At 52.0% G+C, this 25,935-nt stretch carries 30 protein-coding genes, 1 other RNA gene and 1 pseudogene; 12 read left to right on the forward strand and 20 right to left on the reverse strand.

Annotation, left to right across the window (positions count from 1 at the left end):
• Position 1 precedes the first annotated feature (1 nt).
• The 4 genes from L3K52_16630 to L3K52_16645 all read right to left on the reverse strand — a co-directional run bounded on the left by L3K52_16630 (position 2) and on the right by L3K52_16645 (position 1,404).
• A complete protein-coding gene (locus L3K52_16630; GenBank protein UOG91792.1) occupies positions 2 to 289 on the reverse strand; it encodes a hypothetical protein in 288 nt (95 codons plus the stop codon).
• Positions 286 to 675 carry a hypothetical protein gene (locus L3K52_16635; protein ID UOG91793.1) on the reverse strand — a complete coding sequence of 130 codons (390 nt, stop codon included), beginning with the start codon at positions 673 to 675 and terminating at the stop codon, positions 286 to 288. Before L3K52_16635 ends, L3K52_16630 begins: the two co-directional genes overlap by 4 nt.
• On the reverse strand, positions 672 to 1,127 hold the full coding sequence (locus L3K52_16640) for a hypothetical protein (GenBank protein ID UOG91794.1): 456 nt from the start codon (positions 1,125 to 1,127) through the stop codon (positions 672 to 674). Before L3K52_16640 ends, L3K52_16635 begins: the two co-directional genes overlap by 4 nt.
• A gap of 103 nt (positions 1,128 to 1,230) precedes the next feature.
• Positions 1,231 to 1,404: an Arc family DNA-binding protein gene (locus tag L3K52_16645; protein UOG91795.1), complete on the reverse strand. Its 174-nt coding sequence runs from the start codon at positions 1,402 to 1,404 to the stop codon at positions 1,231 to 1,233.
• Positions 1,405 to 1,528: 124 nt separating this feature from the next.
• Here L3K52_16645 and L3K52_16650 point away from each other — a divergent pair, with 124 nt between their 5' ends.
• Positions 1,529 to 1,738, forward strand: a complete 210-nt coding sequence (locus L3K52_16650) for an Arc family DNA-binding protein (GenBank protein ID UOG91796.1) — start codon at positions 1,529 to 1,531, stop codon at positions 1,736 to 1,738.
• A 271-nt stretch (positions 1,739 to 2,009) separates the two neighbouring features.
• Here the strand turns inward: L3K52_16650 and L3K52_16655 are convergent, their stop codons facing one another.
• The 4 genes from L3K52_16655 to L3K52_16670 form a co-directional block, all read right to left on the reverse strand.
• Positions 2,010 to 2,591 carry a hypothetical protein gene (locus L3K52_16655; GenBank protein ID UOG91797.1) on the reverse strand — a complete coding sequence of 194 codons (582 nt, stop codon included), beginning with the start codon at positions 2,589 to 2,591 and terminating at the stop codon, positions 2,010 to 2,012.
• Positions 2,592 to 2,764: 173 nt separating this feature from the next.
• Positions 2,765 to 3,127: a hypothetical protein gene (locus tag L3K52_16660; protein ID UOG91798.1), complete on the reverse strand. Its 363-nt coding sequence runs from the start codon at positions 3,125 to 3,127 to the stop codon at positions 2,765 to 2,767.
• Positions 3,114 to 3,413, reverse strand: a complete 300-nt coding sequence (locus L3K52_16665; GenBank protein ID UOG91799.1) for a hypothetical protein — start codon at positions 3,411 to 3,413, stop codon at positions 3,114 to 3,116. Before L3K52_16665 ends, L3K52_16660 begins: the two co-directional genes overlap by 14 nt.
• A gap of 1 nt (position 3,414) precedes the next feature.
• A complete protein-coding gene (locus L3K52_16670; GenBank protein UOG91800.1) occupies positions 3,415 to 3,594 on the reverse strand; it encodes a hypothetical protein in 180 nt (59 codons plus the stop codon).
• Positions 3,595 to 3,957: 363 nt separating this feature from the next.
• Between L3K52_16670 and L3K52_16675 the strand changes: the two genes are divergently transcribed.
• Positions 3,958 to 4,632, forward strand: coding sequence for a hypothetical protein (locus L3K52_16675; GenBank protein ID UOG91801.1), 675 nt, complete (start codon positions 3,958 to 3,960; stop codon positions 4,630 to 4,632).
• A 135-nt stretch (positions 4,633 to 4,767) separates the two neighbouring features.
• Here the strand turns inward: L3K52_16675 and L3K52_16680 are convergent, their stop codons facing one another.
• The 5 genes from L3K52_16680 to L3K52_16700 form a co-directional block, all read right to left on the reverse strand.
• The gene (locus L3K52_16680; protein ID UOG91802.1) at positions 4,768 to 5,142 is read right to left on the reverse strand and encodes a transcriptional regulator; all 375 of its coding nucleotides are present in this window, start codon (positions 5,140 to 5,142) and stop codon (positions 4,768 to 4,770) included.
• Positions 5,139 to 5,429 carry a DUF6516 family protein gene (locus tag L3K52_16685; GenBank protein ID UOG91803.1) on the reverse strand — a complete coding sequence of 97 codons (291 nt, stop codon included), beginning with the start codon at positions 5,427 to 5,429 and terminating at the stop codon, positions 5,139 to 5,141. The genes L3K52_16680 and L3K52_16685 overlap by 4 nt, the downstream gene beginning before the upstream one ends.
• Before the next feature lie 426 nt (positions 5,430 to 5,855).
• Entirely contained in the window at positions 5,856 to 7,070 is a 1,215-nt protein-coding gene (locus L3K52_16690; protein UOG91804.1) for an integrase arm-type DNA-binding domain-containing protein, read from the reverse strand.
• Between the two features lie 164 nt (positions 7,071 to 7,234).
• Positions 7,235 to 7,599, reverse strand: a transfer-messenger RNA (tmRNA) gene (ssrA, locus tag L3K52_16695).
• 418 nt (positions 7,600 to 8,017) lie between these two features.
• Positions 8,018 to 8,671 (reverse strand): c-type cytochrome, encoded by a 654-nt coding sequence (locus L3K52_16700; protein UOG91805.1) that lies wholly within the window; start codon positions 8,669 to 8,671, stop codon positions 8,018 to 8,020.
• Positions 8,672 to 8,931: 260 nt separating this feature from the next.
• Here L3K52_16700 and L3K52_16705 point away from each other — a divergent pair, with 260 nt between their 5' ends.
• Entirely contained in the window at positions 8,932 to 9,258 is a 327-nt protein-coding gene (locus L3K52_16705) for a hypothetical protein (protein ID UOG91806.1), read from the forward strand.
• On the opposite strand, the gene mnmC is transcribed toward L3K52_16705, so the two are convergent.
• From mnmC to L3K52_16725, 4 genes are all read right to left on the reverse strand, one after another.
• Positions 9,255 to 10,862, reverse strand: coding sequence for an FAD-dependent 5-carboxymethylaminomethyl-2-thiouridine(34) oxidoreductase MnmC (mnmC, locus tag L3K52_16710; protein ID UOG91807.1), 1,608 nt, complete (start codon positions 10,860 to 10,862; stop codon positions 9,255 to 9,257). The genes L3K52_16705 and mnmC overlap by 4 nt on opposite strands.
• Before the next feature lie 114 nt (positions 10,863 to 10,976).
• Entirely contained in the window at positions 10,977 to 11,411 is a 435-nt protein-coding gene (locus tag L3K52_16715) for a hypothetical protein (protein ID UOG91808.1), read from the reverse strand.
• Between the two features lie 185 nt (positions 11,412 to 11,596).
• Complete coding sequence (locus L3K52_16720; protein UOG91809.1) at positions 11,597 to 12,028, reverse strand: PIN domain-containing protein; 432 nt, start codon at positions 12,026 to 12,028, stop codon at positions 11,597 to 11,599.
• Entirely contained in the window at positions 12,006 to 12,275 is a 270-nt protein-coding gene (locus tag L3K52_16725; GenBank protein ID UOG91810.1) for a hypothetical protein, read from the reverse strand. The genes L3K52_16720 and L3K52_16725 overlap by 23 nt, the downstream gene beginning before the upstream one ends.
• A gap of 114 nt (positions 12,276 to 12,389) precedes the next feature.
• Here L3K52_16725 and L3K52_16730 point away from each other — a divergent pair.
• Both L3K52_16730 and lepB read left to right on the forward strand, forming a co-directional pair.
• A pseudogene (locus L3K52_16730) lies at positions 12,390 to 12,464 on the forward strand (hypothetical protein).
• Positions 12,465 to 12,791: 327 nt separating this feature from the next.
• Positions 12,792 to 13,289 carry a signal peptidase I gene (gene lepB / locus L3K52_16735; protein UOG94030.1) on the forward strand — a complete coding sequence of 166 codons (498 nt, stop codon included), beginning with the start codon at positions 12,792 to 12,794 and terminating at the stop codon, positions 13,287 to 13,289.
• Here the strand turns inward: lepB and L3K52_16740 are convergent.
• Positions 13,286 to 14,074 (reverse strand): hypothetical protein, encoded by a 789-nt coding sequence (locus L3K52_16740; GenBank protein ID UOG91811.1) that lies wholly within the window; start codon positions 14,072 to 14,074, stop codon positions 13,286 to 13,288. The genes lepB and L3K52_16740 overlap by 4 nt on opposite strands.
• A 78-nt stretch (positions 14,075 to 14,152) precedes the next feature.
• A complete protein-coding gene (locus L3K52_16745; GenBank protein ID UOG91812.1) occupies positions 14,153 to 15,373 on the reverse strand; it encodes a DUF1015 domain-containing protein in 1,221 nt (406 codons plus the stop codon).
• 164 nt (positions 15,374 to 15,537) lie between these two features.
• Here L3K52_16745 and L3K52_16750 point away from each other — a divergent pair, with 164 nt between their 5' ends.
• From L3K52_16750 to mnmH, 7 genes are all read left to right on the forward strand, one after another.
• Positions 15,538 to 16,305 carry a hypothetical protein gene (locus L3K52_16750; GenBank protein ID UOG91813.1) on the forward strand — a complete coding sequence of 256 codons (768 nt, stop codon included), beginning with the start codon at positions 15,538 to 15,540 and terminating at the stop codon, positions 16,303 to 16,305.
• A gap of 17 nt (positions 16,306 to 16,322) precedes the next feature.
• Positions 16,323 to 18,434, forward strand: coding sequence for a type II secretion system secretin GspD (gspD, locus tag L3K52_16755; protein UOG91814.1), 2,112 nt, complete (start codon positions 16,323 to 16,325; stop codon positions 18,432 to 18,434).
• Positions 18,431 to 19,948, forward strand: coding sequence for a type II secretion system ATPase GspE (gene gspE / locus L3K52_16760; protein UOG91815.1), 1,518 nt, complete (start codon positions 18,431 to 18,433; stop codon positions 19,946 to 19,948). Before gspD ends, gspE begins: the two co-directional genes overlap by 4 nt.
• Positions 19,948 to 21,168, forward strand: coding sequence for a type II secretion system inner membrane protein GspF (gspF, locus tag L3K52_16765; protein UOG91816.1), 1,221 nt, complete (start codon positions 19,948 to 19,950; stop codon positions 21,166 to 21,168). Before gspE ends, gspF begins: the two co-directional genes overlap by 1 nt.
• Positions 21,169 to 21,353: 185 nt before the next feature.
• The gene (locus tag L3K52_16770; GenBank protein ID UOG91817.1) at positions 21,354 to 22,007 is read left to right on the forward strand and encodes an exopolysaccharide biosynthesis polyprenyl glycosylphosphotransferase; all 654 of its coding nucleotides are present in this window, start codon (positions 21,354 to 21,356) and stop codon (positions 22,005 to 22,007) included.
• A 40-nt stretch (positions 22,008 to 22,047) separates the two neighbouring features.
• Positions 22,048 to 23,088: a selenide, water dikinase SelD gene (gene selD / locus L3K52_16775; GenBank protein UOG91818.1), complete on the forward strand. Its 1,041-nt coding sequence runs from the start codon at positions 22,048 to 22,050 to the stop codon at positions 23,086 to 23,088.
• 5 nt (positions 23,089 to 23,093) lie between these two features.
• Positions 23,094 to 24,224 carry a tRNA 2-selenouridine(34) synthase MnmH gene (gene mnmH, locus L3K52_16780; GenBank protein UOG91819.1) on the forward strand — a complete coding sequence of 377 codons (1,131 nt, stop codon included), beginning with the start codon at positions 23,094 to 23,096 and terminating at the stop codon, positions 24,222 to 24,224.
• Positions 24,225 to 24,227: 3 nt separating this feature from the next.
• Here mnmH and L3K52_16785 read toward each other — a convergent pair whose 3' ends face one another.
• Complete coding sequence (locus tag L3K52_16785) at positions 24,228 to 25,865, reverse strand: alpha-D-glucose phosphate-specific phosphoglucomutase (protein UOG91820.1); 1,638 nt, start codon at positions 25,863 to 25,865, stop codon at positions 24,228 to 24,230.
• Between the last annotated feature and the right edge of the window lie 70 nt (positions 25,866 to 25,935).

The raw sequence follows: 25,935 nt of genomic DNA on the forward strand, positions 1-25,935 counted from the left end.
CTTATCCTAAATTCGCCAGTGCCAGCATTGAAAACAACGCGCCAATCCGTAGCAGTGAGTTCTTCGGCATTCCGAACATGAGCAGGGAAATACCGATAGAAGCCGCTACGTGAATCAGTGCGGGTGTGCTTGCCAGTGCGTTGGATGGGTTGAAACCGGCCTTCAGGTTCCAAATGTAGAAGAGGGTGAATCCGAAGGCCGCCGCCGTCGTTACCCAAAAATACAGCACGGAATAATCACGGGTTTGGATGAAGTGAAGAGCGCTCATGATTGCGATTTGGTTGCTCATGCCTCTACCTCCACCATATCTTCATTCAGCCACACGCTTATTCCGTCGCCGTCGTCATCACCAATGCAATAACGGGAGCAGGGCATACGGTCGCCTTCGTCGTCGGTGTAGTAGCCATCTTCCAGCCAATCGAGCATGTCTACCTGCACGATTTCGCCGTTTAGGTCGGTGTAACTTTCGGTTTTTTCTGCTTTTTCCTGTTTCAGGAGGGTGAGTAAATCGGTGTGCAGGGTTTGCAGCACTGAGAGGCTATACAAGACGGTTTGTACGGTGTCGCTTTTGCGGGTGGATACAGTGCTATCCAGCGCCGCCGCGTGTTGGGCGAAGATCGCCAGACTGTCAGCGCGTGAGTGGATTTCACGTAGAAGGGTGTTTATGTCGCTCATACAGCACCGCCTTTGATTTCTGTTACAGAATTCAAAGCGAGGCTTGATGCAAGAGAAACGGACTGTTCGAGCCATTCTTCAAACTCGTTACCGCTCACTTCGTCACGCCGCCATAGCTTCAGCATGTTCAGCAGCAGATTGAGCAGGGCTTGTGCCTCACTGCCAGCAGGGGAAGGGGTGGCGGGTTTGTCTAGGCTGTAAGTGCTTGCTGTCAGGGTAGACAGCATGGTTTCGAGCTTTTCCGCTTGGTCGGTGAGGGTTTCCAGCATTGCCGTAAGGTCGTAAATGTCTACTTTGTGGCTGTATCCCTCCGGTTGTTCCATGTGACGGTATGCCGCTGCATTGGCAACAGTAATCAGGCTTTTCAGGTGGTTGACGGCGAATTCAGCCGCTTGCGCCTGTTGGTAGATGGTGTTTGTGCCGTTAGGCGTTGTGATAACATTAGCTTTCATTTTCTGAGTCTCTTAAGTGTGTCAGGAAATGGGCTGTTTTGGTGTTGGTCGCACCTTGCAGCCCGGATAAGCCCCGCTTCATGCGGGGTTTGTTCGTTATGGCTTACGCCGCGTGTCTTTGTTCTTCCTCCCTTGCTTCTTTCAAAATCCGAATAATTTCGGCATGTACGGTTCTGTCATTTGCCTTTGCGCGTTGCTGCAACCACGTTTTCACATCGTCTGCCATGCGTAGCGGGTAAGGGCTTGCTTGTTTTTTCACTGCTTCCATGATTGCCATGCCATCCAATAACTACAAATAGAAGTCATAATGGTATCTCTCGGTAATTATACAAGTCAACATCTAAATAGCTTCTATTTGTAGTCATTGAGAATTCAATAAGTAAGCGGGTAAACTTCATACTATGAATAAGCAAATACCGCCGTTTGGTCTTCGGATGCCGCCCGAAGTCAAGGAACAAATAGAGAAGCTGGCAGAACAGAACAGGCGTTCACTGAATGCTGAAATTATTGTGCGTCTTGAACAAAGCATCAGGCAGGAAGGCAGGCTATGCATAACCGTCGATGAACTACGCCAGATAATTGATGAAGCTCTCACCAAAGCGGGTAAGTAGGGTTTTTTAGGCAAAGCGTTGCTGTAGCCCATACAATGGACTCCTATTGATCATAAAAATTAAGCAGAAAAGCCACTCCTAAGCCCGGTGGCTTTTTTTATGGGTGGGTTGTTGGTGAGTTCAATAGAGCATTTTTAACACGAAAAAATATCAGATTGAAAGGTAAATCTTTAATTATCATAATGATATGTTGCTAAATGTCGCACTTTGTAAAATATCAGAATCTAAAAATCAAACACCTAATAGCCTTAAATGTCGCATTTTTATTTTCTTATCCTTTTAGCCTTTTAGCGTTTAGAGCTTCTTCTGTGTTCAGCGGCTTAGTGTTGATATGACGTTCAAAGAGCTTTCTGTATGCCGTATAAGTGGTCTTGTTGGATTCTCCAAATAGCAACATTTTGCCTTCCATGCGGATATTCCAGCTTTCTAAGGCTTTCTCTGTCCATCGCTGTTCTCGGTGTCCAGCCTTAGCCCATCGCCAAAGCTGGATGCAAGACGGGGTGTCATGATTCACAAGAATGAACGTACCAAGAACACTTACCCAAAACGTAAGATTTACGCTTGCAATCCGCTTTCTGTTGCAAGGCTTATCGTTATGCCTACAATCAAAAGGAAAAACATGGATATAACATTCATTATTCTCCAGCAATTCAACCAGCGTTAATGAATATCTCACCTCTGATAATTCTTCGGTTATGTCCTCAGCAATCCTGATAAGGAAAGCGTTAACTTGTTCTTCAGTTATTAACTGAATCTCTGGATAACCATACAAAGAACGATTTTCTACCTGATACAACACACTCTTGTACCTTCCACAGAACTGGATATTGCACCTATGCAACTTCGTGTCCATACTCTTGTTTCCTGTCAGATTGTCAGAACATCCAAACGGGAATACGCAAAAGGGGAAAGCCGCTAACTTTCCCCTTTTTTTTGTTCCCGACTTGGTGGAAGGTAGAACCAAGTCGGGGGAATTTGCAATAGGTTGTTAAGGTTCACGCCCGCCCGTTGCGGGTGGTGTGGGTGCTACCTGTTAGCGTTGAAGAACTGGACGGTTTCAAACTTCCTCAATAGCCGTTCTGGTTTTGGCAGATACAGCCGCTTACCGCCGTGTTCCACTGCCAGCCCGTTGAATAGCGTTTGCAGGATGAATGCCGCCTCATTGCCGCCATAACCAGCCGCAACCAATGCCGCCGCGCCCGGTGAAAGCAGTTCGTCAAAGCTGGCATAACCGCTGCTATCGGTGGTGGTGGGTGTGGTGCGGTGGGCTTGCTGCGCTAGGTCGTGCTTATCCAGTGCTTGAATGGTGAGTTCTGCCCGTTCTGGTGAACAGTGGGCAGTCTCCACGACAATAAGAACCCGTTCCGGGTCTGGTTCACATGTATTCATCGGGGTGAATCCGCCCACTACGCACCAGTGAATTGAATTCGGCTTTATTGCGTTTAAATTCAGACAAAATGCGCGGATTGGTAGTGCTGGCATTCTCAATTACAAAATCAAACGCTTTGTTGATTGATTTCTCCATCACTTCAATTTCAAACTCTAGCTCTTGCAGTTTGAATGCCTCTTTCCACAATGTTCCTGAAGCTTCAAGTTGATTGTGGTATTTCTCCATATCATCCCGTAATGATTGAAGTTCTGTCAGGCTTACGCCAAAACGGTTTGTAGATGCCATGTCAATTACCTTTCAGGTGTCGTTCAATAAAATGGGTTACGTCGCTTTCACGGTAGCGCCTCACCTTCTTGCCTTTGTATTCAACCTCCAAAAAAGGCAAGCCCGCTTGTGACAAGATTACCGCCCGGCTGAATCCGGTACGCTGGCAAACGCGCTGCAAGCTCAAACGTTTTTCAATCATGTTGCTTGTTGTCCTTGTGTTGTTAGTCGGTACGGTTTTATGTTGCCTTGTGCTATGTGCGCTGTCTTCGGTGGCGTTTTTGTTTTGGGCTTGTGCAAAATCCTTAGTAAAGCTTGTGGGTGAGTTTTCCGTTAATTTCTTGCTATGTCCGCTGTCTTGTGCAGGTTTTGCTGAACGGCAGGCAAACAGACTCCCTAAGCATTTTTGTAGCGTTTTGTAACATTGCTACACGCCAGCCTTGCTAAAAGCCAAGAAAAACGCGGTTTTCACGGGTTTTTTCTCTGCACTTTTATTTTCCGGCGGGCGTGGTGTTGTGCGCAAAAGGGGGGTGTTTAATGAAAATCCAGTTTTGGAGTACGCAACATGGCAAACGCCAACATGAAACACATTACAACCATTTTTGAACAAGCCATTATCAGCCGTCGTGATGTTGAAACAGCTAAGGGCAAGGGCAAAACCTCTGAGGGAGTGATGTTAGAACGCAAGGCATGGGCAAGCTTTAACGGCTTGATGGGTGAGTTTGAAAATCTGAACTTGGGTGTTGATGATGTCGCTTACTGCACATCAGAAGGCGACAAGATGACCATGCACATTAACGACTTGCGCCAACGTCGCACGGTGCTGAAGCAACGTTGTGAAGCAATTGAAGCCACCATGCAGCAACCTAACCCCGACTACGTGAAAGCTGTAACCTTTGGTGATACCGAAACGATTAACCAGTATGAAGCGATTGAACGTGAATTATTGGTAGAACTGCACACCAAGCAAAAGCAGATTAGCGCCATGAATGAAGGTGAAGCGACCTTATTGCTTGAAAGAGGCGTATGGGAACGCATGACGCAATCCGCTGAAAAATCCCTGCATTTGCAGGCATTGGCGCTGAAGGATGCCGAGTTTTCAGCACTGTTACCAAAAATCGAAACGTTACGGGAAGAACTGGATAGCCTTTGCAGCAAGACCGGGAAGGCAAAAACACACCGCGATATTCTTGCTAAGATTGCTAACCCGCCACGGATCTCAAACATTCCATACCAATAATTCTGTTATCACCTTGCAACAAGCCCGCCCGCCACGGTGGGCTTTTTCACATCTGCCAAACACAAAAAAGCCGGGAACTTGCCCGGCTCTTTGGTGGTGGTTTTCTTGATCGGGTTTTGATTGTTGTTACAGATTTCAAGCCGCCGCTTTGTTCTCACCCTTCAAGGTGAATTCTGTCCTGATTTCCGCAAAGGGGGAAAATACCCGCCCTGCTTCGTCACGTTCCAACAAGCCAATTTCCAAAAGCCTGCTTACATCCGTGTGAACGTTCTTCACATCCCGCCCCAATTGCTTAGCAAGTTCGCGGATACTCACCGCCGCTTTGCCTTGCAGCCTGTCCAGCAGTTCCCAGCGCTTGGGGGTAATCGCCTGAAACAATCCCATAGGCGTTTCAAAGGTGAATACCTCACCCTGATAACTGCCGGTTTCCAGTGCATCCACGAAAGCCGCGCCCATTTCCAGCAAATCGGCTTCTAGGTTGGGTTCAATGCGAATAATTGCGTATCTCATGGCTTGCCCCTCTCTGTGAGGATGTCAGTTACAAAATCCCGCCATACCTGTTCCGGTGTGGTGAAGGTGTAAGGCGTTTCGGTGTCGTAATAGTGCTTATGGTCGCCCTTGCCGCGTTCGTTGTCGTAACCGATAACACGTTGCCCCGGATAACCATAAAACAAGCGGTATTTGTACAGGTGGCTAGAACCCATAACGGCTTGGGGCAATGACCACGCCACGCCCTCAATAATTGCGCCGTCCGCAAATTCACGCCGCCGCTTGTAAATCAACACTGCTTTTTCCATGTTGGCAAGTATACCAACGCTTTGGTGTGGGTGCATAGGCGCAAAGGTTAGCCGCTACTAGGTGCTGCTTGCTGCCCTGCCCGCCCTTCGTTCTGTTACACCAACACTGCCTAGGTGCAAGACAAAATAAGACAAATAAGACAGAACAAGACAAAATGAAAAAAGCGTTTTGTCTTGTGAAATCTCCCTTTTGTTTTTTGTAAGCAATTGAATTATAGATATATATATAAACTACTAACTACTACAAGACAAAAAGACAGTTTTTCAGAGATATAGAGACCCCCTCAGAAAATAATATTTTTTCAAGGCTTGCCCTGCCCTCATGCCCCCCGTTCTGTTACACCTTTTTTCAGCTAACCCCATGAAATACAGACATAAAAAAACCGCAACGTGTGCGGCTCTCTGTGGTGGTGTGCAGTAGCTTGGCTAACTGGTTGCCCGTCGTATCGGTATGACTTGCGCCCCATCCCGCAAGCTGTCGAGGTAGTCCGCCCATTGCTGCATCATGGCGGTACGTTGGTCTAGGTGCTGTGATCGGTCGTAAGCCCTGCGAACCTCATTCCCTACCGTGTGGGCTAACTGCCGTTCAATCAGTTCTGAGTGAAAGCCCATCTCATACAGCCGGGTACTGGCAAGCGCCCTAAATCCGTGTGCGGTCATGGTGTCGCTTTCATAGCCTAGCCGTACCAGTGCCGACCTCACTGTATTAGCGCTCATGGGTTTTTTGGTATCCGTGCGGGACGGGAACACATAGCGCCGTTTACCTGTTAGCGGTCGCATTTCTTCCAGCAAAGCTAATGCCTGTTTGCACAATGGCACTACATGCACACGCCCTGCCTTCATCTTTTCCGCTGGGATTGTCCAAACATCCCCTTCTATCTCTGCCCATTCCATTTGTCTGAGTTCGCCCGGTCGGGTGAACAGGTAAGCCGACAATTGCAAAGCTATACGGGTTTCAATCGCCCCACGGTAGCCAGCCATAGCCCGCAACAATGCCCCTATTTCCTTCGGGTCTGTGATCGCTGCAAAGTGGTTGCCTTTTGCGGGTGGCAGTGCGCCTTTCAGGTCTGCGGTTTGGTCACGTACCGCCCGACCTGTTGCCACCGCATAGCGGAATACTTGCCCGATGATGGTTTTCACCCTGTGGGCAGTTTCCAGCGTTCCAGCGGCTTCGATACGCCTTAGCACGGCTAAAATATCCGGTGGTTCAATTTCCCCAATGATGCGCCCGCCTATCCACGGGAAAACGTGACGTTCTAGCCGCCGTTTCTGCCGGTCGGTGTGTTCTGGTGCTTGGTCTGCGGTGAACTTCACAAGCCATTCTGTCGCGATTGCCTGAAAGGTATTAGCCGACTCTGCCAGCTTTGCGCCCTTGGTGGCTTGCTTGTGTTGTGATGGGTCAACACCACGCGCCCACAATGCCCGCGCCTCTTCGTGCAGTAACCGTGCATCCTTCAGGCTGATTTCTGGATAACTGCCAATGGCTAGAACTTTCTCTTTGGGTAGCTTGTACTTGTAACGCCACAACTTAGACCCGTTGGGCTTAACCAGTAAGTACAGCCCTCCCCCATCGCTCAATTTGTATTCTTTGTCTTTGGGCTTGGCGTTCTTAACTGCGGTGTCGTTCAAGCTGCGTTTCATAAAAGGGGTATCGCTTTTCTGAGTTTGGAAGATACCCCCCAAGATACCCCCAAAAGTGTGCGATGTCATGACACGGGATAAGACGCCATGCAACAAAAAACCCCTTACAGATTGCCGCCTGTAAGGGGTTTTAATACTCCATGAGACTGCATGAAACAGTAAATTGGTGGAGGCGGCGGGAATTGAACCCGCGTCCGCAAACCCTCCATCTGAAGGCTACTACATGTTTAGTCAGTCGTTTGTTTAACCCGATTGCCGCCAACTGACAGGCTGCTCACAGGCTGTCCCAATACTGTTTAGTGGTTTGGCCTTGGGCAAGCCTCCCGCACGATCTTATGATTGGATGATGCCTGAATATTCGTACTGCATAAGCACAGTAGCGATCAGACAGCTAACTACCGGTTATTAAGCGGCGAGAGCGTAAGAGTCGTCGTTTGCGACTATTGTTTGTGACTAGGATTTAAGTGGTCACCACACCCACTACATGCTCCCCAGACTTTGTGATCCACGTCGAAGCCAAGTCGCCCCCGTAGTTCCGCAAAAGTTGCTGGACTACTGATTATACGGTTTGGTGCCGCACGTGTCATGCGGTTCTGCAAAATAACTCGGATTCAGCCGATCAACGGCAAACAACCAAAGGAAAATGTGGCGATAACGGACACAAAAAAACAATTATTAAGCGTTTATTAATTAATCTAGTTTTACAATATTCAGCTCTGACAGAGAAAAGTAATGCACCTATTACTGCACTACAAACACGCCATTAATCAATAAAAACAATTGGATGTATCGTTATGGATATTGAATACAAATTTATTTTGATATTAATCTCATTGGCAATGATCAATTTAATGATGGCATACCCCATCAGTTAGGCATTACACCGCGCATAAAAAAGCCCCGTGCTGGGGCTTTTCTACTACATTAAAGCAAATACAAATCCGGCATTACTTTGCTTGTGCAACCATCCAATCAACGCTGGCTTTCACTTCTGCATCAGACAGCGTCTGGTTTCCACCTTTTGCTGGCATTGCGCCCTTACCATTGATGGAAGAAGCATACAGAGCATCCATACCTGTTGCAATGCGTGGTGCCCAGGCCGCTTTATCACCTAATTTAGGTGAACCTGCAATGCCCATGTCATGGCAACTGAAGCACAACCCTTTGTAGACTTTCTCGCCATCAACCGCGCCCACGGCTGCTACAGCGCTAGTTGCGGCTTGAGTGGTTGCATCGACTGCTTGAGTGGCGGTATCGCTGACTGCCTTGGCTGCATCACCGGCTGCTTGCGTGGTTGCGTCTGCCGCTTGGCTTGCCACATCGCCTGCTGCTTTAGCAGTATCACCGACTGCTTGGGTAGTTGCATCCGCCGCTTGTGAAACCGCATCGCCTGCTGCTTTAGCCGCATCGGTCATTGCTGCCATCGGTGTAGCCATTGCCGGTTCTGCTGCTGGCGCGGCTTGCTGCGCTGCTTGTTCAACAGGCTTCTGCTCAGCAGCAGGTGCTTCTGCTTTAGGTGCTTCTTCTTTTTTCTCGCCGCAGCCGCTCAACACGCCTAGCGCTAAAAACAAAGCAGAAATACTGATGGTGATTTTTTTCATGACTAACTATCTCCTGGGTATGTCGTGTTAAGACTTTGAAGTGCATTATTATGGAATAAATTTCAATCGGAAAGTATCCTAATGGACACCCATAGCGATGTCAATTAAGTACGCCCAAAAACGTTTTCTGGCTTGAGTATCACGCGTCAGCGAACTATGCTCATGAATTTTTCCAGCGCGTTACCTTTATTATGCCCACTAAAAACCCGATTACTGCTATTGGTGTAATGGCTTCTCTGATGCTGATGGTTGGAAGCGTTATGCTTTACTTGACGCCCGCCGCCACTGCGCCTCAAAAATTTGCGCCTGCTCCAGCAGTAGCGGCTGAGCCACCCGCCGAATCCCCCTTCAGCGCCCCCGAACTGACGCCGGAGGAATTGGCAAAGCTGACCCCGGACGAACGCACCCGCTACGACAAAATGCGCGAATCCCTGCAACACGTGGTGCAGCAAGTACAAGCCTTGGAGCAAGAAAATACCCGCCTGCAACAAACCCTCACCCAAGGCAACGCCAGCAATCAAGCGCTCGACACTGAAATCGACAAATTGCGCCCCCCGCAACACGTCGCCCAGCCCACTACCCCCTAACCGCGCTTAAGCTGACGAATCAGAAACCGTGCCGGATGCAGATGGCGATACAACGTCGCCTGCATCGGCAACGGTTCCCCCACGATCAACGCCGCCAGCAATTCCGCACACAAACCGCTGGTGGTAAGCCCACGCGAACCAAAACCCGCCGCTATCCACACACCCGGCTGATAATGCGCCAGTGGAAACGGCTGATTTGCGCGACCATGCCGCAATTCGGCGTAGGCTTGCTGGAAAAATGCGACATCCGGCAGCGCCCCCACCACCGGATAGCGATCCGGCGTTGTCATGCGAATTGCCGCGTGACTGGACTTCACCGTGCCGAATGAGGCGGCAAAATCGGGTAGGTATTGCGCCAATTGCTGGTGATTCACGGTATCGGCGGCAGCATCCAGCGTGGGTTCGCGCCTATTACGCACAAAGGTTGCGCCGAAAATGTGTTGCCCCGCCAACGCTGGGGTTAAATAGCCTTCGTGACCCAAGGTTGTCTTCAGTTGCTGGCTAAACGCCGAAGCGGTCGCCACGCTGGTTTGCCCCAATACCGGCATAAAGGGCAGAAACTGACTCGCGGCAAACCGATCCGCCTCGCGTCCGCTGGCAATAATCGTCACACCATCCACCGGCAAAACGCTCGCATCTGTCAGCGGGCGCACTTCGATATTGGGGTGCGCCACCAACGCCGCACACAAACTCGCAGGATTCAGCCAACCTGCTTGCGGGAAATAACTCGCGCCGCTCGGTAACGGAATTCCCGCTACGGCGGAAGCCTCTGCCTGATCGAGAATCTGGATGAAATCGGCAGGCAATTCACGCGCCCGAAGCGCTTGCTGACGGGCGGCTTCACGCGGCTCGTGTGCCAGTTGCAACGCGCCGCATTGCGCCCAGTCGATCACCTGCCCCGCTGCTTGCAGTTGGCGAATTTGCTGCACGGCAAATAAGAACGCTTGGCGGTAAAAGGTTTCACCCCAGCCTGCTTCTGCTGTCATTTTCGGGATAAGCACGCCTGCACGGTTGCCGGATGCTTCCGTCGCAAGGCGGGCGTGGCGTTCGTACAAGGTGACTTGCCAGCCGCGTTGCGCCAGCGCGTGCGCGATTTGGCAACCTGCGATGCCGCCGCCGATGACGTTGGCATGTGTGACGGGGGAAGGTGCTGGCAAGGCATACCAGGGTTCCAGCGCGGGGTTAAGGTGTTCAGGCGAATACCAGACATCAACGCGGGCGACGAGTTCGGCGAGGGCAGTTGGCACAGCCATGAAGCACAGGGTAAGGGTGAGGCGGCCTTGGGCGAACGTCAGGCGGTGGAATCCGTCGAGCAGCGGGGGGTAATGAGCGATAAGTTCAGCGGCTAAGGGTTGCAATTCCGCGTAATTTGCCAATAACTCACGCAAGGTCGCGGGTTGAAGGGGGTGCGGTTCGATGGCAATGAAATGCAGGCGGGCGCAATGTTGCGGGTCGGCTTGCCATGCTTGCCAAGTGGTGAGGAAGTCTACGCCGGTGCCGAAGCGGGTGGCGGCGATGGTGAATTGGGATTTGCCCTGCCAACGCTGCGGGAGTTGGTTATCTTGCAGGAGTCGTTCGCTGGCGGTGGGGGGTAATTCTTGCATAGCGGCAATGTCATGGCGGTTAAGGTTTGGATTGCTGCATTATGCACAAGAACGGCAAGCTTGACCGCAGTATTGGCGGGGTAAGCAGCCCCGCCAACGCTGAAAGCAATAGGATTATTCGGCGTTAATGACGGTCATGACCAGTTTGCCATCAACTTTCACCGGGCCATCCTCCTTGGCTCCAAGCGTGTATTCAAATATGCCCGTTTTCATGCCACCCTCTTCACCGTGCAACATAAACATCAACTTGTCGCCTTTTGCGACGGGTTCGGTCAGGATTGCGCTCACTTCGTTGTTTTCACCTTTTTTCAAGGGAGCATACGCAATGACGGGGCCTGGCTTCATCTCAGCATCAGTACGGTGCACGACCAGCCAGCCATTCGCCGCTGCCATGATTTTGTCAGCCGTTACCGTGCCGCCGGATGTATCCTGATCTTTGGCCGAAACCGACAGATCGCCCATGCTCATTTCTTTGTGATCCATAGCAAAGGCAATGCTAGAAGCCATCAGCGCGGTGGTAAAAGCCAAAGCAATAAATTTCGTCTTCATCTTCATTCTCCACATATTGTGATTGTAACGGGGAAACAGGGAGTCAAGCGCGGCATTCACATACCTGCAACTTGCTCATCACAGAAGGATACGTAAGTGCGAAGGAATTGGATTTTATTGCCTTGTGGTTTGGCGGTTTAACAATCTGGTCAGGACAACGGTTCATCCCCAAAAACGTTGGGACATCAGCCATGAGGAAACAACAAGTTAGTGAAAGGTTTTTGACTCTTCCAGCGGTAGGTATTGAAGTCGCGCTGATCAACCGACAGGATGCGCCCATGACCCAACTCTTCCGCCAAAATCACCAGCGAAGCATCCGCCAAATCCATCGGCAAATTCTTATATTTCAACATTAAAACAGCAGACTGCTGTAAATGTCCCACGGTCAAATCATGGATTTTGAACATACCCTCCGCCCCCATTTCCAGAAAGTCACTGGCGACTTCAACACTATGACGACTCAACAACATATAGCTAGTTTCCGTCACCACAGGCCATGTCGTTATTAAACGCTCCTGGCAATTAGCCAAATAGTGCGTTGCTAACTCGTGGTACTTGTCTTTTTTGTCGATCAGGGCATACCAAAATCCCGTATCAGCGATTACTGAATTTTTCATTCAAATACCCAGCAACGTATTTTTTGTAATTGATCGAGCCATCTTCCGTAGACGAGATGATGCCTCCCAAGCGTTTCAACAGTTTCTGGTTCTGTTCCCATACTGTCTGCTCTTGCTGCTTGAATTTCATAGAAAAATAGTGATCAAGTGCATCCTTCAAAATCTCAGAACGATTCTTTTGCTCCACTTGTTGGATAAGGTGAAATTTTTCTTCGTAGCTATCATCCAGTCGTGCATTAATTCTCATGATTTGATCCTCGTATGACAAGTCATACTCAAATCATACAGACCGTCTATGCAAAAATCCACAGCTCTCACGCTAACACCATCTACACTCACCCCAACAAAACAGGAATCCCCCATGCAAATCCCCTACAAACCCCTCCTCGCCGCACTCTTATCCCTGCTATTACCCGGCTTAGGGCAGCTTTATAACGGCGAATGGCACAAAACCGTCTGGTTGTTGCTAGGTTTCGGGCTGCTAAGTGTGTTGGGGATTGTGGTCGTCGGACTATACCTGCCCATCAGTTGGACACTGCCCGCGCTCATCATCGGGGTATTTTCGCTCCTAATACTCTGGCTTTACAGCATTACACAGGCTTTCCGCAGCGCTCGCCGCCAGCGTGAATACACCCTCAAAAGCTGGCAAAGCGCAGGCGTATATGGCTTGGTGTGGGTGGTGTGCAGCCTAATCGCCCTGCCCCTGCTCAGTGATTACGTGCAACAACGCTACGTCGAACGGTTCCTCGTTCCCTCGAACAGCATGAATCCCACTGTGCTGAAATATGACCTGTTGTTTGCCGACAAACGCTACAACCGCATCGGCGCAACGCACGCCGTACAACGCGGCGACATTGCCATTTTCATCTACCCCGACAGCCGCAATACCTATTTCATCAAACGCATTATCGGGCTACCGGGGGATAAGGTGAAAATCAAAGGCGCGGATGTTGCCATCAACGGCAAATCCCTGCGCCAACAAACTACCACGAGCGCACACGGTTTACTCGTCACCGAAACCAGCGGTGAACGCACCTGGCAAGTTTTCTGGAATAATCAGCAGGCGCAACTGCCCCAAACGGATCTAACAGTTCCGCACGGGCAAGTGTTCGTGATGGGGGATAATCGCACGGATAGCAACGATTCACGCTTTTTTGGCACAGTCCCCTTGCAGGATGTGGTCGGCAAAGCACGGCAAATCTGGTTTTCAGCCGAAGGCAACACGATACGCTGGGAACGCATCGGCACAGCGCTGCATTAAAACGGCATGAAGGACTTAAACATATTCATAAACGGGCTGACCGTAGCAGCAGCTTCCCCCATCGGCACGGCAGCTTGCGCCAATGTGCCCACTTTTTGGTTCATTTGCGCCACATTGCCGCTCATGTACGCGACATTATTATTCATGTAATACATGGACTGGTTCATCGACTGGGTGCTGTACGCCATGGTTTGCGTGTCGGTTGCCATCGTACCAATGTGACCGTTCATGGTGTTGATATTGCCCGACATGGTGAGCATCGAGGCTTGCATACTGCTCATGATGTACATCATATAGCCACCTGCCGCCCCCGCCACCACAATCATCGGCACTAACCAGACTTGGCGTTTGGTTTTGGTCGCTGCCAAGGTTTGCTGCGCGTGCTGCAACTCGTGCATTTTGGCTTCGAGTTGTTGCTCACGTTCGTTGAATTCGTGGTGCAAGCGCTTAAAAGCGTGTTCCAAACGTTCGCTTACGCCATCGACCGCTGGCGGGTGTTCAAGCGCTGGCTTGGCTTGCGTCCACCAAGGCACTAAGCGTTCTAACAAATTGGGGGTAACAGCGCTCAAGGCTTTGGATGTGGATTTTTTTACCCGCGTCGCCGCGCGTACCCGTTTCGGGCTAGGCTTCAGCACCGTGTCATGGCGTTTCACAATGCGCAGTGCGATGGCTTTACCCGTCCCCTCCACCTGTGCAGATTTTATTTCAGGGATGGCATTACCGAAGACATCCAGTCCAACGTTCACGTGGTGAGCCGGTTTGCTCTTGGTGTTAGTATGTTTCATGCCACAAGTATATAAGTGGATACTGATACACACAAGCAACAGAGCGGGCAAATTTAGCCCACTCTGTCAAGCCTCAGCTTAGTCCAGCAAGTAAGACACCACGCCATCTGCCAGTTTCGGCTCAAACCAAGTGGACTTCGGCGGCATCACATCGTTGTTATCCGCCACCGCCATCAGGTCTTGCATACTGGTGGCGTAAAGTGAGAATGCGACGGTCATTTCACCGCTATCCACGCGCTTTTCCAAGCCCGCCAAACCGCGAATTCCGCCCACAAAATCAATGCGGTCATCACGACGCGGGTCACTAATGCCCAAAATCGGTTCGATCAAATAACGCGCCAAACGGCTCACATCCAAACGCGCTACCGGGTCATCATTCGGCATCAGTTCAGGATTCAAGGTCAGTTTGAACCACTGCCCATCCATGTACATCCCAAAAATACCGGGTGCATTCGGCTTAACCGGCGTGGCGGAAGGCTCTAGCGCGAAATGTTCTTCAACCGCCGCCAAGAATTGCGTGGGGTCAAGCCCGTACAAATCCTTAATCACGCGATTGTAGTCAAAGATTTTCATTTCATGCGCCGGGAAAATCACCGAGAGGAAAAAATCAGACCCTTGCTGATTATTGCGCATCTTCGCGATCCGCGACGCTGCCGCCGAACGGTGATGCCCATCGGCAATGTAGATCGCGGGCATCGCATTAAACGCGGCAGTCAATTGCGCAATGCTCGCCGCATCGTCAATCACCCACAGCGTGTGTTGAATGCCATCATCAGCGGTCACATCCAACGCTGGCTCAGCCTGCGAAGCCGCCGCCAGAATCGCATCCACCACCGGCGTATCCGGGTAGGCCAGCAATACCGGCCCGGTTTGCGCATTCACCGCATCAATCTGGCGTACCCGATCATCTTCTTTCACCGGGCGGGTGAATTCGTGTTTACGAATCCGGTTGGTATCGTAATCCGCCACCGAAGCCCCCGCGACCAAGCCGGTTTGCGAATGCCCATCCATAATCAAACGGTAAGCGTAATAACACGGCTGCTCATCGCGCACCAACAAACCCGCGTCGATAATACGCGCCAGATTTTCAGCAGCTTTGGCATACACGGCGGGGCTATACGGGTCGGTATCTTCCGGCAAATCAATTTCCGGCTTGGAGACATGCAAAAAACTCCAGGGTTTGCCCGCTGCCCGCTCCCGCGCTTCCGCAGAATTCAACACATCATACGGCGGGGCAATCACTTCAGCGGCACGACCCGGTGCGGGGCGCAAGCCTTTAAATGGCGAAATCAGATTCATGTTGGAACATTTCCTACAACGCTAAAAGATCGCCGCATTATAACGGTCATTGCCAGTGGCGGCTATGCAATCGCAACGTTACCGTCATTTCACTTGAGGCGCTGCATCAGGTTGGCTAGACTCAGCCACTTAGCGGATACATTGAGTGGATTAAGGAGCGCAGGGTGAAACAACCTATTGTCATTATTGGAATCGGCGAAATCGGTGCAGTGCTGGCACACGGTTTCTTGCGCCTAGGGCATCCGGTTTACCCGATCACCCGCAGTATGCCAATGTCAGCAGAAGCCGCGCAAATTCCCGAACCCGCGCTAGTCATCGTTGCCGTGGGCGAAGCCGACTTGCACCCCACTTTGGCACAACTCCCAGACATTTGGAAAACGCGGGTAGCCCTGCTCCAAAACGAATTATTACCGCCAGACTGGGAACAGCATGGGTTGATTGACCCCACCGTGATTTCGGTTTGGTTTGAAAAAAAGCGTGGGCAAACCGTTAAAATCGTCGTTCCCTCTCCCGTGTACGGGCATAATGCTGCATTATTAGCCGCCAGTCTGAATGCGCTGGATATTCCCCATTATCTGGTGCATGATCACGCGGAATTATTATTCGAGCTGGTGCGCAAAAACTACTATATTCTGGTCAGCAACATTGCGGGGCTACGTGTTGGCGGAACAGTAAGCACACTCTGGGCGCAACATCCTGCCTTGGTTGAAGCCTTGGCGCACGATGTACACGCCCTGCAACAATACTTAACGGGCAAAACCTTGGATCATGCGGAACTGTTACAAGCCATGTTGGTCGCCTTTGCTGGCGACCCGGAACACCCCTGCATGGGGCGCAGCGCTCCCGCACGCTTGCAACGTGCCATACAGATTGCGGATACTGCGGGGCTTGCCGTACCAACCTTGCGGGACATTGCCGCCAGCCGATCGTAAACGGATACAGGTCTTTAATGAAATCGCATCACTATAAACGCAGTTCGCTTTTTTCCAGCAGTCTTTTGGCTTGCTCGCTCTGGCTATTAACCACGAGTGCAGCGTTGAATGCGGAAGATGCCACCCGCATTAATCTGCAAGACACTGAAATACGCCAATTGATTGACATCGTAGCCAAAACCACTGGCAAGAATTTCATCGTCGATCAACAAGTGCGCGGCAAAGTCACCTTTATTTCCGGTAACGGGCTGGATAAAGATGGCTTGTACGAAGCTTTCTTGTCGGTACTCCAAGTTCACGGCTTTGAAGCGGTGGAAAGCGGCGACCTCATCAAAATTGTTCCTGCCGGGAAAGCCCGTGGCAACGTCGCCCCCATGGTGGCCGACCCTGCGGAAAGCGATGCCGATGCCACAATTTCACAAGTGGTCAAACTGGAATACATCCCCGTCACCACCGCGATTCAAACCTTGATGCCGCTGAGTGGTCAAGGTGAAACCAGCATTTTGCCGAATCAAGCCAGCAACACCATCGCCATTAAAGGCAAGGCGCAAAACGTCGCCCGCTTGATGGAAGTCATCGCCAGCGTTGACAAACCCAACAATGAAGATTTTGAGCTGGTGCCACTCGAATACGCCGTGGCCTCACAGGTTGCCGTTACCTTGCAGGGCTTAATCGGCGGTGCCGCTGCTGCTGCCGCAGCCGGTGGCATGATGGCGGTTGGCGGCAAAGTCTCCGCCGATGAGCGCACCAACAGCGTATTGATTTCCGGCGACCGCCAGACCCGCGAACGCATGAAAAGTGCCATCGCCAAGCTGGATGTCAAACGCGCTATTGAAGGTGACACCAAAGTCATTCAATTGCGCTATGCCAAAGCCGAAGATGTCGTCAACGTGCTTAACGGGGTTGCGCCAAATATCCAGCAATACGGCGTCAGTGGTGCGTATTACGATTACACCCCGCCCGGTGGTGCCGCAACCGGCGGCGCTTCAGCCGATGGCACGCCCAGCCCCGGCAGCGGCACCAGTAACGTCAAAGTGTTAGCCGACAAAAGCAGCAACTCAATTATCATCAGTGGCCCGCCGACGTTGCAGAAAAACATGATTGCGGTGATTAACCAGTTGGATCGCCGCCGCGCCCAAGTGTTGGTCGAAGCCGTCATCGCCGAAGTTTCCACCGACCTGTCCAACCAGCTTGGTGCAACCTTGCTGGCGAACGGCGCGAATGACGGCAGCGGCCCGGTTGGTTACAGCAACTTTGGCGGCCTTGGCACGCTTGCGGGCATTGTTGGAGGCATTCAAGCGAATACCATACCGAGTATTCCGAACGGCTTGTTGCTGGCAGGTGGTAACAACAGTTTCGGGGCGATTGTCGAAGCGCTCAAAGGCGATGCTGCGACCAATATCCTCTCCACCCCAACCTTGGTGACGATGGATAACGAAGAAGCCGAAATCACCGTCGGGCAAGAAGTTCCCTTCATCACCGGGCGCTCCACCAATGCCGCGAACGACACTACCAATCCGTTCACCACCATTGAACGCAAAGATGTCGGTTTGAAATTCAAAATCACCCCGCAAATCAACCGGGGCGAAACCGTGAATCTCAAGATTGAGCAGGAAACGTCCAACGTTGCCTCCAGCAGTTCCGGCGCGTCGGATCTCATCACCAACAAACGCCGCATTACCACCAATGTCATGGTGGAAGACGGGCAAATTCTGGTGCTGGGCGGTTTGATCGAAGACAATTACCGCGATTCTGAAAGCAAAGTGCCAGTCTTGGGTGATATACCCTTCCTCGGTGGCGCTTTCCGCAATAACACCACCAATAAAACCAAAAACAACCTGATGGTGTTTATCCACCCGATTATTATGCCGGATGGCAAATCCGCCGATGCCTACACGCGCTTAAAATACCAGACCATGCAGCAGCAACAGCAGCGCAGCAAAGTATTGCAACGCAATCGTTTGTCCGAAGGCGCCTCCACCCTGCCGCCGGATATGAACCGCGTCATCAACGGCACGGCTGACAGCTTGCATAATCCGCCGCCACGCCCACCTGCCCCCGTGAAAAAAGTCACGCAAGGGCAACAAACCTGCAATAAAGCCGACCCATTCTGTAGCGGGGCATTATGAGCGGGCAGGACGCATTCGCTATTGCCGAAGAGCCACTCAGCCTTGCACTGAGCTTGCCGTACAGCTTCGCCAAACGCCACGGCATTTTGCTGCAAACCAGCGGGCAACAACCGCTGGTGCTGTGCCGCACCGGGGTCACACCGCTGGCATTGGCCGAAGTGCAACGCTTAAGCTACGCCGACTTGCAGTTTCAAACGGTTGACAATGCCACCTTTGACCGCTTGCTGGCAGCGCATTATGACCGCAGCCAAGTCGGTGCCTCGATGATGCAAGACATTGGGGATGATGCCGATTTGCAAGACATTGCCGGGTCATTACCCGAACCGGAAGACTTGTTGGAATCCGAAGACGATGCCCCGATCATCCGCTTAATCAATGCTTTATTGACGCAAGCAGTGAAAGAAGGCGCATCCGACATCCACATCGAAACCTTTGAAACCCGTATGTCGGTGCGAATGCGCGTCGATGGGATTTTGCGCGAAATCATCGAACCACCGCGCAAACTCGCGCCGGTGATTATTTCGCGGATCAAAGTCATGGCGCGTTTGGATATTGCCGAAAAACGCCTGCCGCAAGACGGACGCATTTCCCTGCGCGTTGCCGGACGCGGTGTCGACGTGCGGGTTTCCACCCTGCCCTCCGGTCACACCGAACGGGTGGTATTGCGCTTATTGGACAAGCAAGCCGGACGCTTGAATCTGTCGCATCTGGGCATGGATCCGAAGATTTATGACCGCCTGCAAGCCCTGATCGAAAAGCCACACGGCATTATTCTCGTTACCGGCCCCACGGGTTCGGGAAAAACCACCACGCTGTACGCCGGTCTGACGCACTTAAACGACCAGCGCCGCAATATCCTCACCGTCGAAGACCCTATCGAATATTACATTGACGGCATTGGGCAAACCCAAGTCAATAGCAAAGTCGACATGACCTTCGCACGCGGCTTACGCGCCATTTTACGCCAAGACCCGGATGTGGTGATGGTCGGCGAAATCCGCGATCTGGAAACCGCTGAAATTGCGGTGCAAGCCAGTTTGACCGGGCATTTGGTGTTTTCCACGCTGCACACCAATACTGCTGTGGGTGCTGTCACCCGACTGCAAGACATGGGTGTGGAACCTTATTTGCTCGCCTCCAGCTTGCTCGGTGTGGTCGCGCAACGGCTGGTACGGGTGCTTTGCCCCGAATGCAAACAAGCTTCACCTGCCGATGACGGTGAAATGCAAATCCTCCGTGCCGACCCGCACACTGCCCGCCCAATTCTCTACAAGCCGGTCGGATGCCCTGCCTGTAACCATCGCGGTTTCGTCGGGCGCTTGGGGATTTACGAACTGGTAGCGTTGGATGACGGCTTGCGCCAAATGATCCACGACCACAAAAGCGAAATGCAACTCGAAGCTTACGCCCGCCAACACAGCCCCAGCATCCGTGAAGACGGTATCCGCCTCGTATTAGAAGGCCGCACCTCGCTAGACGAAGTGTTGCGCGTGACCCGTGAGGATGCGCAGTAATGCCCGCGTTTGAATACCTCGCCCTGAATGCCGCCGGTAAGGAAGAACGCGGCATTATGGAAGCGGATACGCCGCGCCAAGTACGCCAATTATTGCGCAATGGCGATTTGATTCCGCTGGAAGTCAATGAAGTCGCGCAAAAGCAGAAAAAATCCGAAAGCCGTTCCCTATTCGGGGGCGGGCGACTCAACCCGGCTGATCTTGCGTTGATGACGCGCCAACTTGCCACCTTGGTACGCGCGGGTTCGCCGATTGAAGAAGCCCTAGGTGCAGTCGTGCGCCAAACCGAACGCAATTCCTCGCGCCGTATTTTTTCCGCCATCCGCTCACGGGTCATGGAAGGCCACACGCTGGCAGGTGCCTTAGGCTTATTTCCCGGTGCATTTCCAGTGTTGTATCGCGCTACCGTGGGCGCGGGCGAACAATCCGGGCATTTGTCCGAAGTGTTGGAACGCTTGGCGGATTACACCGAAAATCGCCAGCACAACCAGCAAAAAGTCAGTACCGCGCTGGCTTATCCCTTGATTTTATTATTGGTAGCGGTTGGTGTGGTATCGGCTCTCCTACGCTTTGTTGTCCCTAAAGTGGTGGAAGCGTTTTCGACACTGGATATTGAATTACCGCTGCTGACGCGAATGTTGATTGCTGCCAGCGAATTCCTGCAAAACCACGGTTTGACCTTGCTCATCGGCATTATTTTGCTGATCGCGGGAATCGTGTGGCTATTGCAACGCCCGCTGTGGAAAGCGCGTTACCACCGCCTATTGTTACGCTTGCCAGTCATCGGGCGCATTACCCGTGGCATTAACACCGAAAACTTTGCCCGAACTTTCAGCATTCTCAGCAGCAGCGGCGTGACGGTGTTGGATGCGATGAAAATTTCTGCGGAAGTCGTCATCAGCATTCCGATGCGCCGCTCGGTGCTGGAAGCAGCCGAAAAAGTACGCGAAGGGATGCCGATTCACAAAGCGCTGGAACGTTCCGGCTATTTCCCGCCGATGATGGTCTACCTAATTGCCAGCGGCGAAGGCAGTGGCAAACTCGATGAAATGCTGGAACGCGCCGCCATCCAGCAAGAGCGCGAAGTGCAAACCAAAATTGCCACCATGCTCAGTTTGCTCGAACCCGGCTTGATTCTGGTGATGGGCGGTATCGTGACCTTAATTGTCCTTTCCATCATGCTCCCGGTCATGGGCGGCATGTCGCAGATCATGCGTTAATTCCCATTCATTTTTCTGATTAAGCATTTCGTCAGCTAAATAGCCGCGATTATAGGTCGTGGCGTTGAGGCACACCTGCGCCCGTCGCATAGTATCCACAAGCAATAAATATTTCATCCTAACCAATATTAAAAATAATGGCCTGTGGAAAAGTGTCCCCGCACGGTCTTTGTGGAGCAAGCGTCATGACATATGTGTATGTACCTAGTAGGGATGACTTACTAAAAGACAATGGCAAACAGCAGCATACAAGCAGTTACCACCCATTCCTGAAACGCGGGCTGGACGTGGGCGTATCCTTATTGCTGTTAATCATGACGTTACCCCTTTGGCTGATAACGGCTATCGCGATCAAATGCGAATCGCCCGGCACAGTCTTTTTCAAACAACGGCGCACCGGCTTGTTTAATCAAGAATTCAGTATCCTCAAATTCCGTTCGATGTGTGCAGACGCCGAAAAAGATGGCGCACGCTGGGCTTCTAAAAATGACAGCCGCATTACACGGGTCGGCAAATTCATCCGCAAAACCCGCATTGATGAATTGCCGCAACTGCTCAACGTACTCAAAGGCGATATGTCGCTGGTTGGGCCGCGCCCAGAACGTGAGGTATTTATCCATGACTTGGAAAAGCACATCCCGTTTTACCGCGTGCGCCACAGCGTCAAGCCCGGCGTGACTGGATTGGCGCAAGTCAGCTACACCTATGGCGCATCGGTGGAAGATGCCAAACACAAACACCGTTACGATATGGAGTACATCAAACACCAAAGCGTGTGGCTGGATATGCGGATTCTGTTCGATACCGTGCGGGTCGTGCTGACGGGTCAAGGGGTGTGATGTATGATGCAGTCCTTTGCTTTGCCAAGGATTGCCGTACATGGAAAACCCCATCCGCATGACCGAATACAGCCACGGCTCCGGTTGTGGCTGTAAAATTGCCCCCGCCGTACTGGATGTCATCTTACACAGCCAACTGCCACCCGATGTCTGCGATGCCTTATTGGTCGGCAACAGTTCCCGCGATGATGCCGCCGTTTACGATTTAGGCAATGGCACGGCGGTGATCAGCACCACCGATTTTTTCATGCCGATTGTGGATGATCCGTTCACGTTTGGGCGCATTGCCGCCACCAATGCCATCAGCGATGTCTACGCAATGGGTGGCAAACCCATTATGGCAATTGCGATTTTCGGCTGGCCGCTCGACAAATTGCCGCCAGAAGTCGGGCGCGAAGTGGTCGAAGGTGGGCGCAAAGCCTGCCAGGATGCCGGTATTCCCCTCGCAGGCGGTCACAGCATCGACGCACCCGAACCCATTTTCGGCTTAGCAGTCACCGGCATTGTACAAACCCGCCACCTCAAGCAAAACAGCACCGCACAAGCCGGATGCAAGCTGTACCTCACCAAACCGCTCGGCATCGGCATCCTCACCACCGCGCAAAAACGCAAAGTGCTCTTGCCCGAACACAGCAATCTCGCCATTGATACCATGTGCCAGATGAATAGCATCGGCGCACAATTCGGCGAAATGCCAGCCGTCACCGCGCTCACCGATGTCACCGGCTTTGGGCTGGGCGGGCATTTGCGCGAAATGTGCGAAGGCAGTGGCTTGCAAGCGGTCATTCAGTTCGACCAAGTGCCGGTTTTGCCGCACATCCCCCAATATCTGGAAATGGATTGCTCACCGGGTGGAGCGAAACGCAATTTCGACAGCTACGGTTATGCGCTAGAAGCAATGAGCGAACGCCAACGGCAAATCATTTGCGACCCCCAAACCAGCGGCGGCTTGCTGGTAGCGCTTGCGCCCGAAGGCGAAGCAGAATTCTTAGCCGTGTGTCAACAGGCGGGCTTGGACTTGCAACCGATTGGCTACTTGCGCGAACCCGTTGCCGGTAACGCACTGATTACGTTGGAATAAGCATCATGAATCCCAAAGACCTTGGTAAGCATCTACCATTGATTGACGACTTGCATAGCCTGTTCCTATCCGACCGACCATTATTGGATGTCCGCGCCCCCGTCGAATTTCTGGAAGGCGCGTTCCCCAATACCACCAATCACCCGCTGATGGATGACGCGGATCGCGAAGCCATCGGCACCTGCTATAAACAGCAAGGGCAAGACGCGGCGATTGCCTTGGGGATGCAACGAGTCAGCGGCGACACTAAGGATGCACGGGTAGCGGCATGGGCAGCCTTCGCCCGCGCACACCCTGATGGCGTGTTGTACTGCTTCCGGGGGGGATTGCGCTCGCGCATCTCGCAGCAATTGCTGTACGAATACACAGGCATCGAATACCCGCGTGTTAATGGTGGCTATAAACAGATGCGGCAGTTCTTACGGGAACAATTGGAGAGTTTGCCGAACCAATTACAGCCTATTATTCTCAGCGGACGCACGGGTTCTGGCAAAACCCGTTTTCTGCAAACCATCACTCAAATGATTGATTTGGAAGGTTTAGCTAACCATCGTGGTTCAGCATTCGGCTCACAAGCACAGCGTCAACCGACGCAAATCCAGTTTGAAAACACCTTGAGCATTGCCTTACTGCGCAAGGTTAGCCAAGAGCAAACCACCCTATTATTTGAAGATGAAAGCCGCAGCATCGGCTCCATACATTTACCCGAAACGTTTTTCAAGCGGCTCGCGGAAGCGCCAGTGATCTTGATGCAAGTACCGGATGAGGAGCGGGTAGAAATCAGTTATCAGGAATACGTGCTGGATAATTTGCAAGCCTTCATCACGCTGCATAACGGTGATGAAGCCGCAGGTTTTGCCGCGTTTAGTGCGTATTTGCTGGGCAGTTTGGATAAAATTCAGCGGCGCTTGGGCGGGGTTCGTTACCAACAAGTACGCCAGACGATGCAGGCTGCATTGGCACATCAAGAACGGACGGGGCAAACCGAGGGGCATTATGATGTGGTGCGCCTTATTTTGTTGGATTATTACGACCCGATGTACGATTACCAGATCAGTAAAAAGCAAGATCGGCTGGTGTTTACGGGTTCACCAGCCGAGGTGCGGGATTACCTTAACGCGCAAGGCATTCAATAAGCATCAGGTCACCACATCCGCCGCTTCGCGCCCAGTAAAGTGCTCAATTCTGGCAACTTGTTGCACGATAGCGAGCAGATCAGCCAGCGCATCTTGCACCTCCTGATCGTGTTTGCTGACATCCGCCTCGTACTTTTCGAGGTAAACGCGCAAGGTTGCGCCCTGCGTTCCCGTACCGGATAAGCGGAAGATAATGCGCGAACCGTCAGTAAACAGGATGCGAATCCCTTGATTTTTGCTCACTGAACCATCGACTGGATCGGTGTAGGTAAAATTATCCGCCGCACGCACGCTTAACGCACCGAAAGACTTGCCCGCCAACGTCGGTAACTGCGCATGCAACGCATCGACCAGTGCATTCGCGTCTTGCATATCAATCGCTTCGTAATCGTGGCGTGAATAGTAATTGCGCCCGTATTCTGCCCAATGCTTGCGCACGATGCTTTCCACCGAATCTTGCTTTTCCGCCAACAGGTTCAACCAGAACAATACTGCCCACAAACCGTCTTTTTCGCGCACATGATCAGAACCTGTACCAAAGCTCTCTTCACCGCACAGCGTGATCTTGCCTGCATCCAATAAATTGCCGAAAAACTTCCAGCCGGTCGGCGTTTCAAAGCACGGAATGCCCAGCTTCGCCGCCACCCGATCAGGCGCTTGGCTGGTTGGCATGGAACGCGCAATGCCTGCAATGCCGTCTTTGTAGCCCGGAATCAGGCGGGCATTTGCTGCCAAAATCGCGAGGCTATCACTAGGAGTGACAAAAAAACGTTTGCCCAGAATCATATTGCGGTCGCCGTCACCGTCGGAGGCTGCGCCGAAATCAATGTCGGAATTCCGCGCATACAGCATTGCCATCAACTCGTGCGCGTGCGCTTGGTTCGGGTCAGGATGCCCGCCACCAAAGTCTGCCAACGGTTCGCCTTGAATCACCGTATCGACAGGTGCGCCCAGACGCTCTTCCAAAATCCGATGACCGTAAGGGCCAGTCACCGCGTGCATCGCATCAAAACGCATTTTGAAATGGTCAGAGGTCAGCAATGCGGCAATTTTGTCGAAGTCGAAAATGGTTTCCATCAGTGCAAGGTAATCGCTTACGGAATCAATCACTTCCACCGACATGCCCGCCAGTGAATATGTTCCCAACTTGTCGACCGGAATCGGTTGAAGCGGCGCAATGTGGTATTCGTGAAGCTGTTTGGATTCGGCAAACATCGCTTCCGTCAGGCTTTCTGGAGCAGGGCCGCCGTTAGCACCGTTGAATTTGATACCGAAATCGCCATCCGGCCCGCCCGCATTGTGGCTTGCCGATAAAATAATGCCGCCGATGGCTTGGTATTGCCTGATCAGATTAGACGCAGCCGGAGTCGATAGAATTCCCCCCTGCCCCAAAATCACCCGCCCAAATCCGGCAGCGGCGGCCATGCGCAGAATGATTTGAATCGCCTCGCGGTTAAAATAACGCCCGTCACCGCCGAGAATCAGGGTGCTTCCTTGTACATTTTCCAAGGTATTGAAAATGGCTTGTACAAAGGTTTGCAAATAATCAGGCTTCTTGAATTGCTTGACACTTTTCCGTAAACCGGATGTCCCCGGTTTTTGGTCATCGAAAGGGGTGGTTTTAATGGTCTGGATAGTCATGGGAGTACGCTTACCAGTAGGTTTTTGTTAGGATTCGAGACTTCATCTGCACAGCATCGCAGCCGCACAA

Source organism: Candidatus Thiothrix sulfatifontis, assembly GCA_022828425.1.
Lineage (GTDB): Bacteria > Pseudomonadota > Gammaproteobacteria > Thiotrichales > Thiotrichaceae > Thiothrix > Thiothrix sulfatifontis.

Excerpts from the sequence above, each read along its gene's own strand:
- L3K52_16630 (UOG91792.1), bottom strand. The coding sequence starts at position 289 with ATGAGCAACCAAATCGCAATCATGAGCGCTCTTCACTTCATCCAAACC.
- L3K52_16635 (UOG91793.1), bottom strand. The coding sequence starts at position 675 with ATGAGCGACATAAACACCCTTCTACGTGAAATCCACTCACGCGCTGAC.
- L3K52_16640 (UOG91794.1), bottom strand. The coding sequence starts at position 1,127 with ATGAAAGCTAATGTTATCACAACGCCTAACGGCACAAACACCATCTAC.
- L3K52_16645 (UOG91795.1), bottom strand. The coding sequence starts at position 1,404 with ATGGCAATCATGGAAGCAGTGAAAAAACAAGCAAGCCCTTACCCGCTA.
- L3K52_16650 (UOG91796.1), top strand. The coding sequence starts at position 1,529 with ATGAATAAGCAAATACCGCCGTTTGGTCTTCGGATGCCGCCCGAAGTC.
- L3K52_16655 (UOG91797.1), bottom strand. The coding sequence starts at position 2,591 with ATGGACACGAAGTTGCATAGGTGCAATATCCAGTTCTGTGGAAGGTAC.
- L3K52_16660 (UOG91798.1), bottom strand. The coding sequence starts at position 3,127 with ATGAATACATGTGAACCAGACCCGGAACGGGTTCTTATTGTCGTGGAG.
- L3K52_16665 (UOG91799.1), bottom strand. The coding sequence starts at position 3,413 with ATGGCATCTACAAACCGTTTTGGCGTAAGCCTGACAGAACTTCAATCA.
- L3K52_16670 (UOG91800.1), bottom strand. The coding sequence starts at position 3,594 with ATGATTGAAAAACGTTTGAGCTTGCAGCGCGTTTGCCAGCGTACCGGA.
- L3K52_16675 (UOG91801.1), top strand. The coding sequence starts at position 3,958 with ATGGCAAACGCCAACATGAAACACATTACAACCATTTTTGAACAAGCC.
- L3K52_16680 (UOG91802.1), bottom strand. The coding sequence starts at position 5,142 with ATGAGATACGCAATTATTCGCATTGAACCCAACCTAGAAGCCGATTTG.
- L3K52_16685 (UOG91803.1), bottom strand. The coding sequence starts at position 5,429 with ATGGAAAAAGCAGTGTTGATTTACAAGCGGCGGCGTGAATTTGCGGAC.
- L3K52_16690 (UOG91804.1), bottom strand. The coding sequence starts at position 7,070 with ATGAAACGCAGCTTGAACGACACCGCAGTTAAGAACGCCAAGCCCAAA.
- L3K52_16700 (UOG91805.1), bottom strand. The coding sequence starts at position 8,671 with ATGAAAAAAATCACCATCAGTATTTCTGCTTTGTTTTTAGCGCTAGGC.
- L3K52_16705 (UOG91806.1), top strand. The coding sequence starts at position 8,932 with ATGCTTTACTTGACGCCCGCCGCCACTGCGCCTCAAAAATTTGCGCCT.
- mnmC (UOG91807.1), bottom strand. The coding sequence starts at position 10,862 with ATGCAAGAATTACCCCCCACCGCCAGCGAACGACTCCTGCAAGATAAC.
- L3K52_16715 (UOG91808.1), bottom strand. The coding sequence starts at position 11,411 with ATGAAGACGAAATTTATTGCTTTGGCTTTTACCACCGCGCTGATGGCT.
- L3K52_16720 (UOG91809.1), bottom strand. The coding sequence starts at position 12,028 with ATGAAAAATTCAGTAATCGCTGATACGGGATTTTGGTATGCCCTGATC.
- L3K52_16725 (UOG91810.1), bottom strand. The coding sequence starts at position 12,275 with ATGAGAATTAATGCACGACTGGATGATAGCTACGAAGAAAAATTTCAC.
- lepB (UOG94030.1), top strand. The coding sequence starts at position 12,792 with ATGAATCCCACTGTGCTGAAATATGACCTGTTGTTTGCCGACAAACGC.
- L3K52_16740 (UOG91811.1), bottom strand. The coding sequence starts at position 14,074 with ATGAAACATACTAACACCAAGAGCAAACCGGCTCACCACGTGAACGTT.
- L3K52_16745 (UOG91812.1), bottom strand. The coding sequence starts at position 15,373 with ATGAATCTGATTTCGCCATTTAAAGGCTTGCGCCCCGCACCGGGTCGT.
- gspD (UOG91814.1), top strand. The coding sequence starts at position 16,323 with ATGAAATCGCATCACTATAAACGCAGTTCGCTTTTTTCCAGCAGTCTT.
- gspE (UOG91815.1), top strand. The coding sequence starts at position 18,431 with ATGAGCGGGCAGGACGCATTCGCTATTGCCGAAGAGCCACTCAGCCTT.
- gspF (UOG91816.1), top strand. The coding sequence starts at position 19,948 with ATGCCCGCGTTTGAATACCTCGCCCTGAATGCCGCCGGTAAGGAAGAA.
- L3K52_16770 (UOG91817.1), top strand. The coding sequence starts at position 21,354 with ATGACATATGTGTATGTACCTAGTAGGGATGACTTACTAAAAGACAAT.
- selD (UOG91818.1), top strand. The coding sequence starts at position 22,048 with ATGGAAAACCCCATCCGCATGACCGAATACAGCCACGGCTCCGGTTGT.
- mnmH (UOG91819.1), top strand. The coding sequence starts at position 23,094 with ATGAATCCCAAAGACCTTGGTAAGCATCTACCATTGATTGACGACTTG.
- L3K52_16785 (UOG91820.1), bottom strand. The coding sequence starts at position 25,865 with ATGACTATCCAGACCATTAAAACCACCCCTTTCGATGACCAAAAACCG.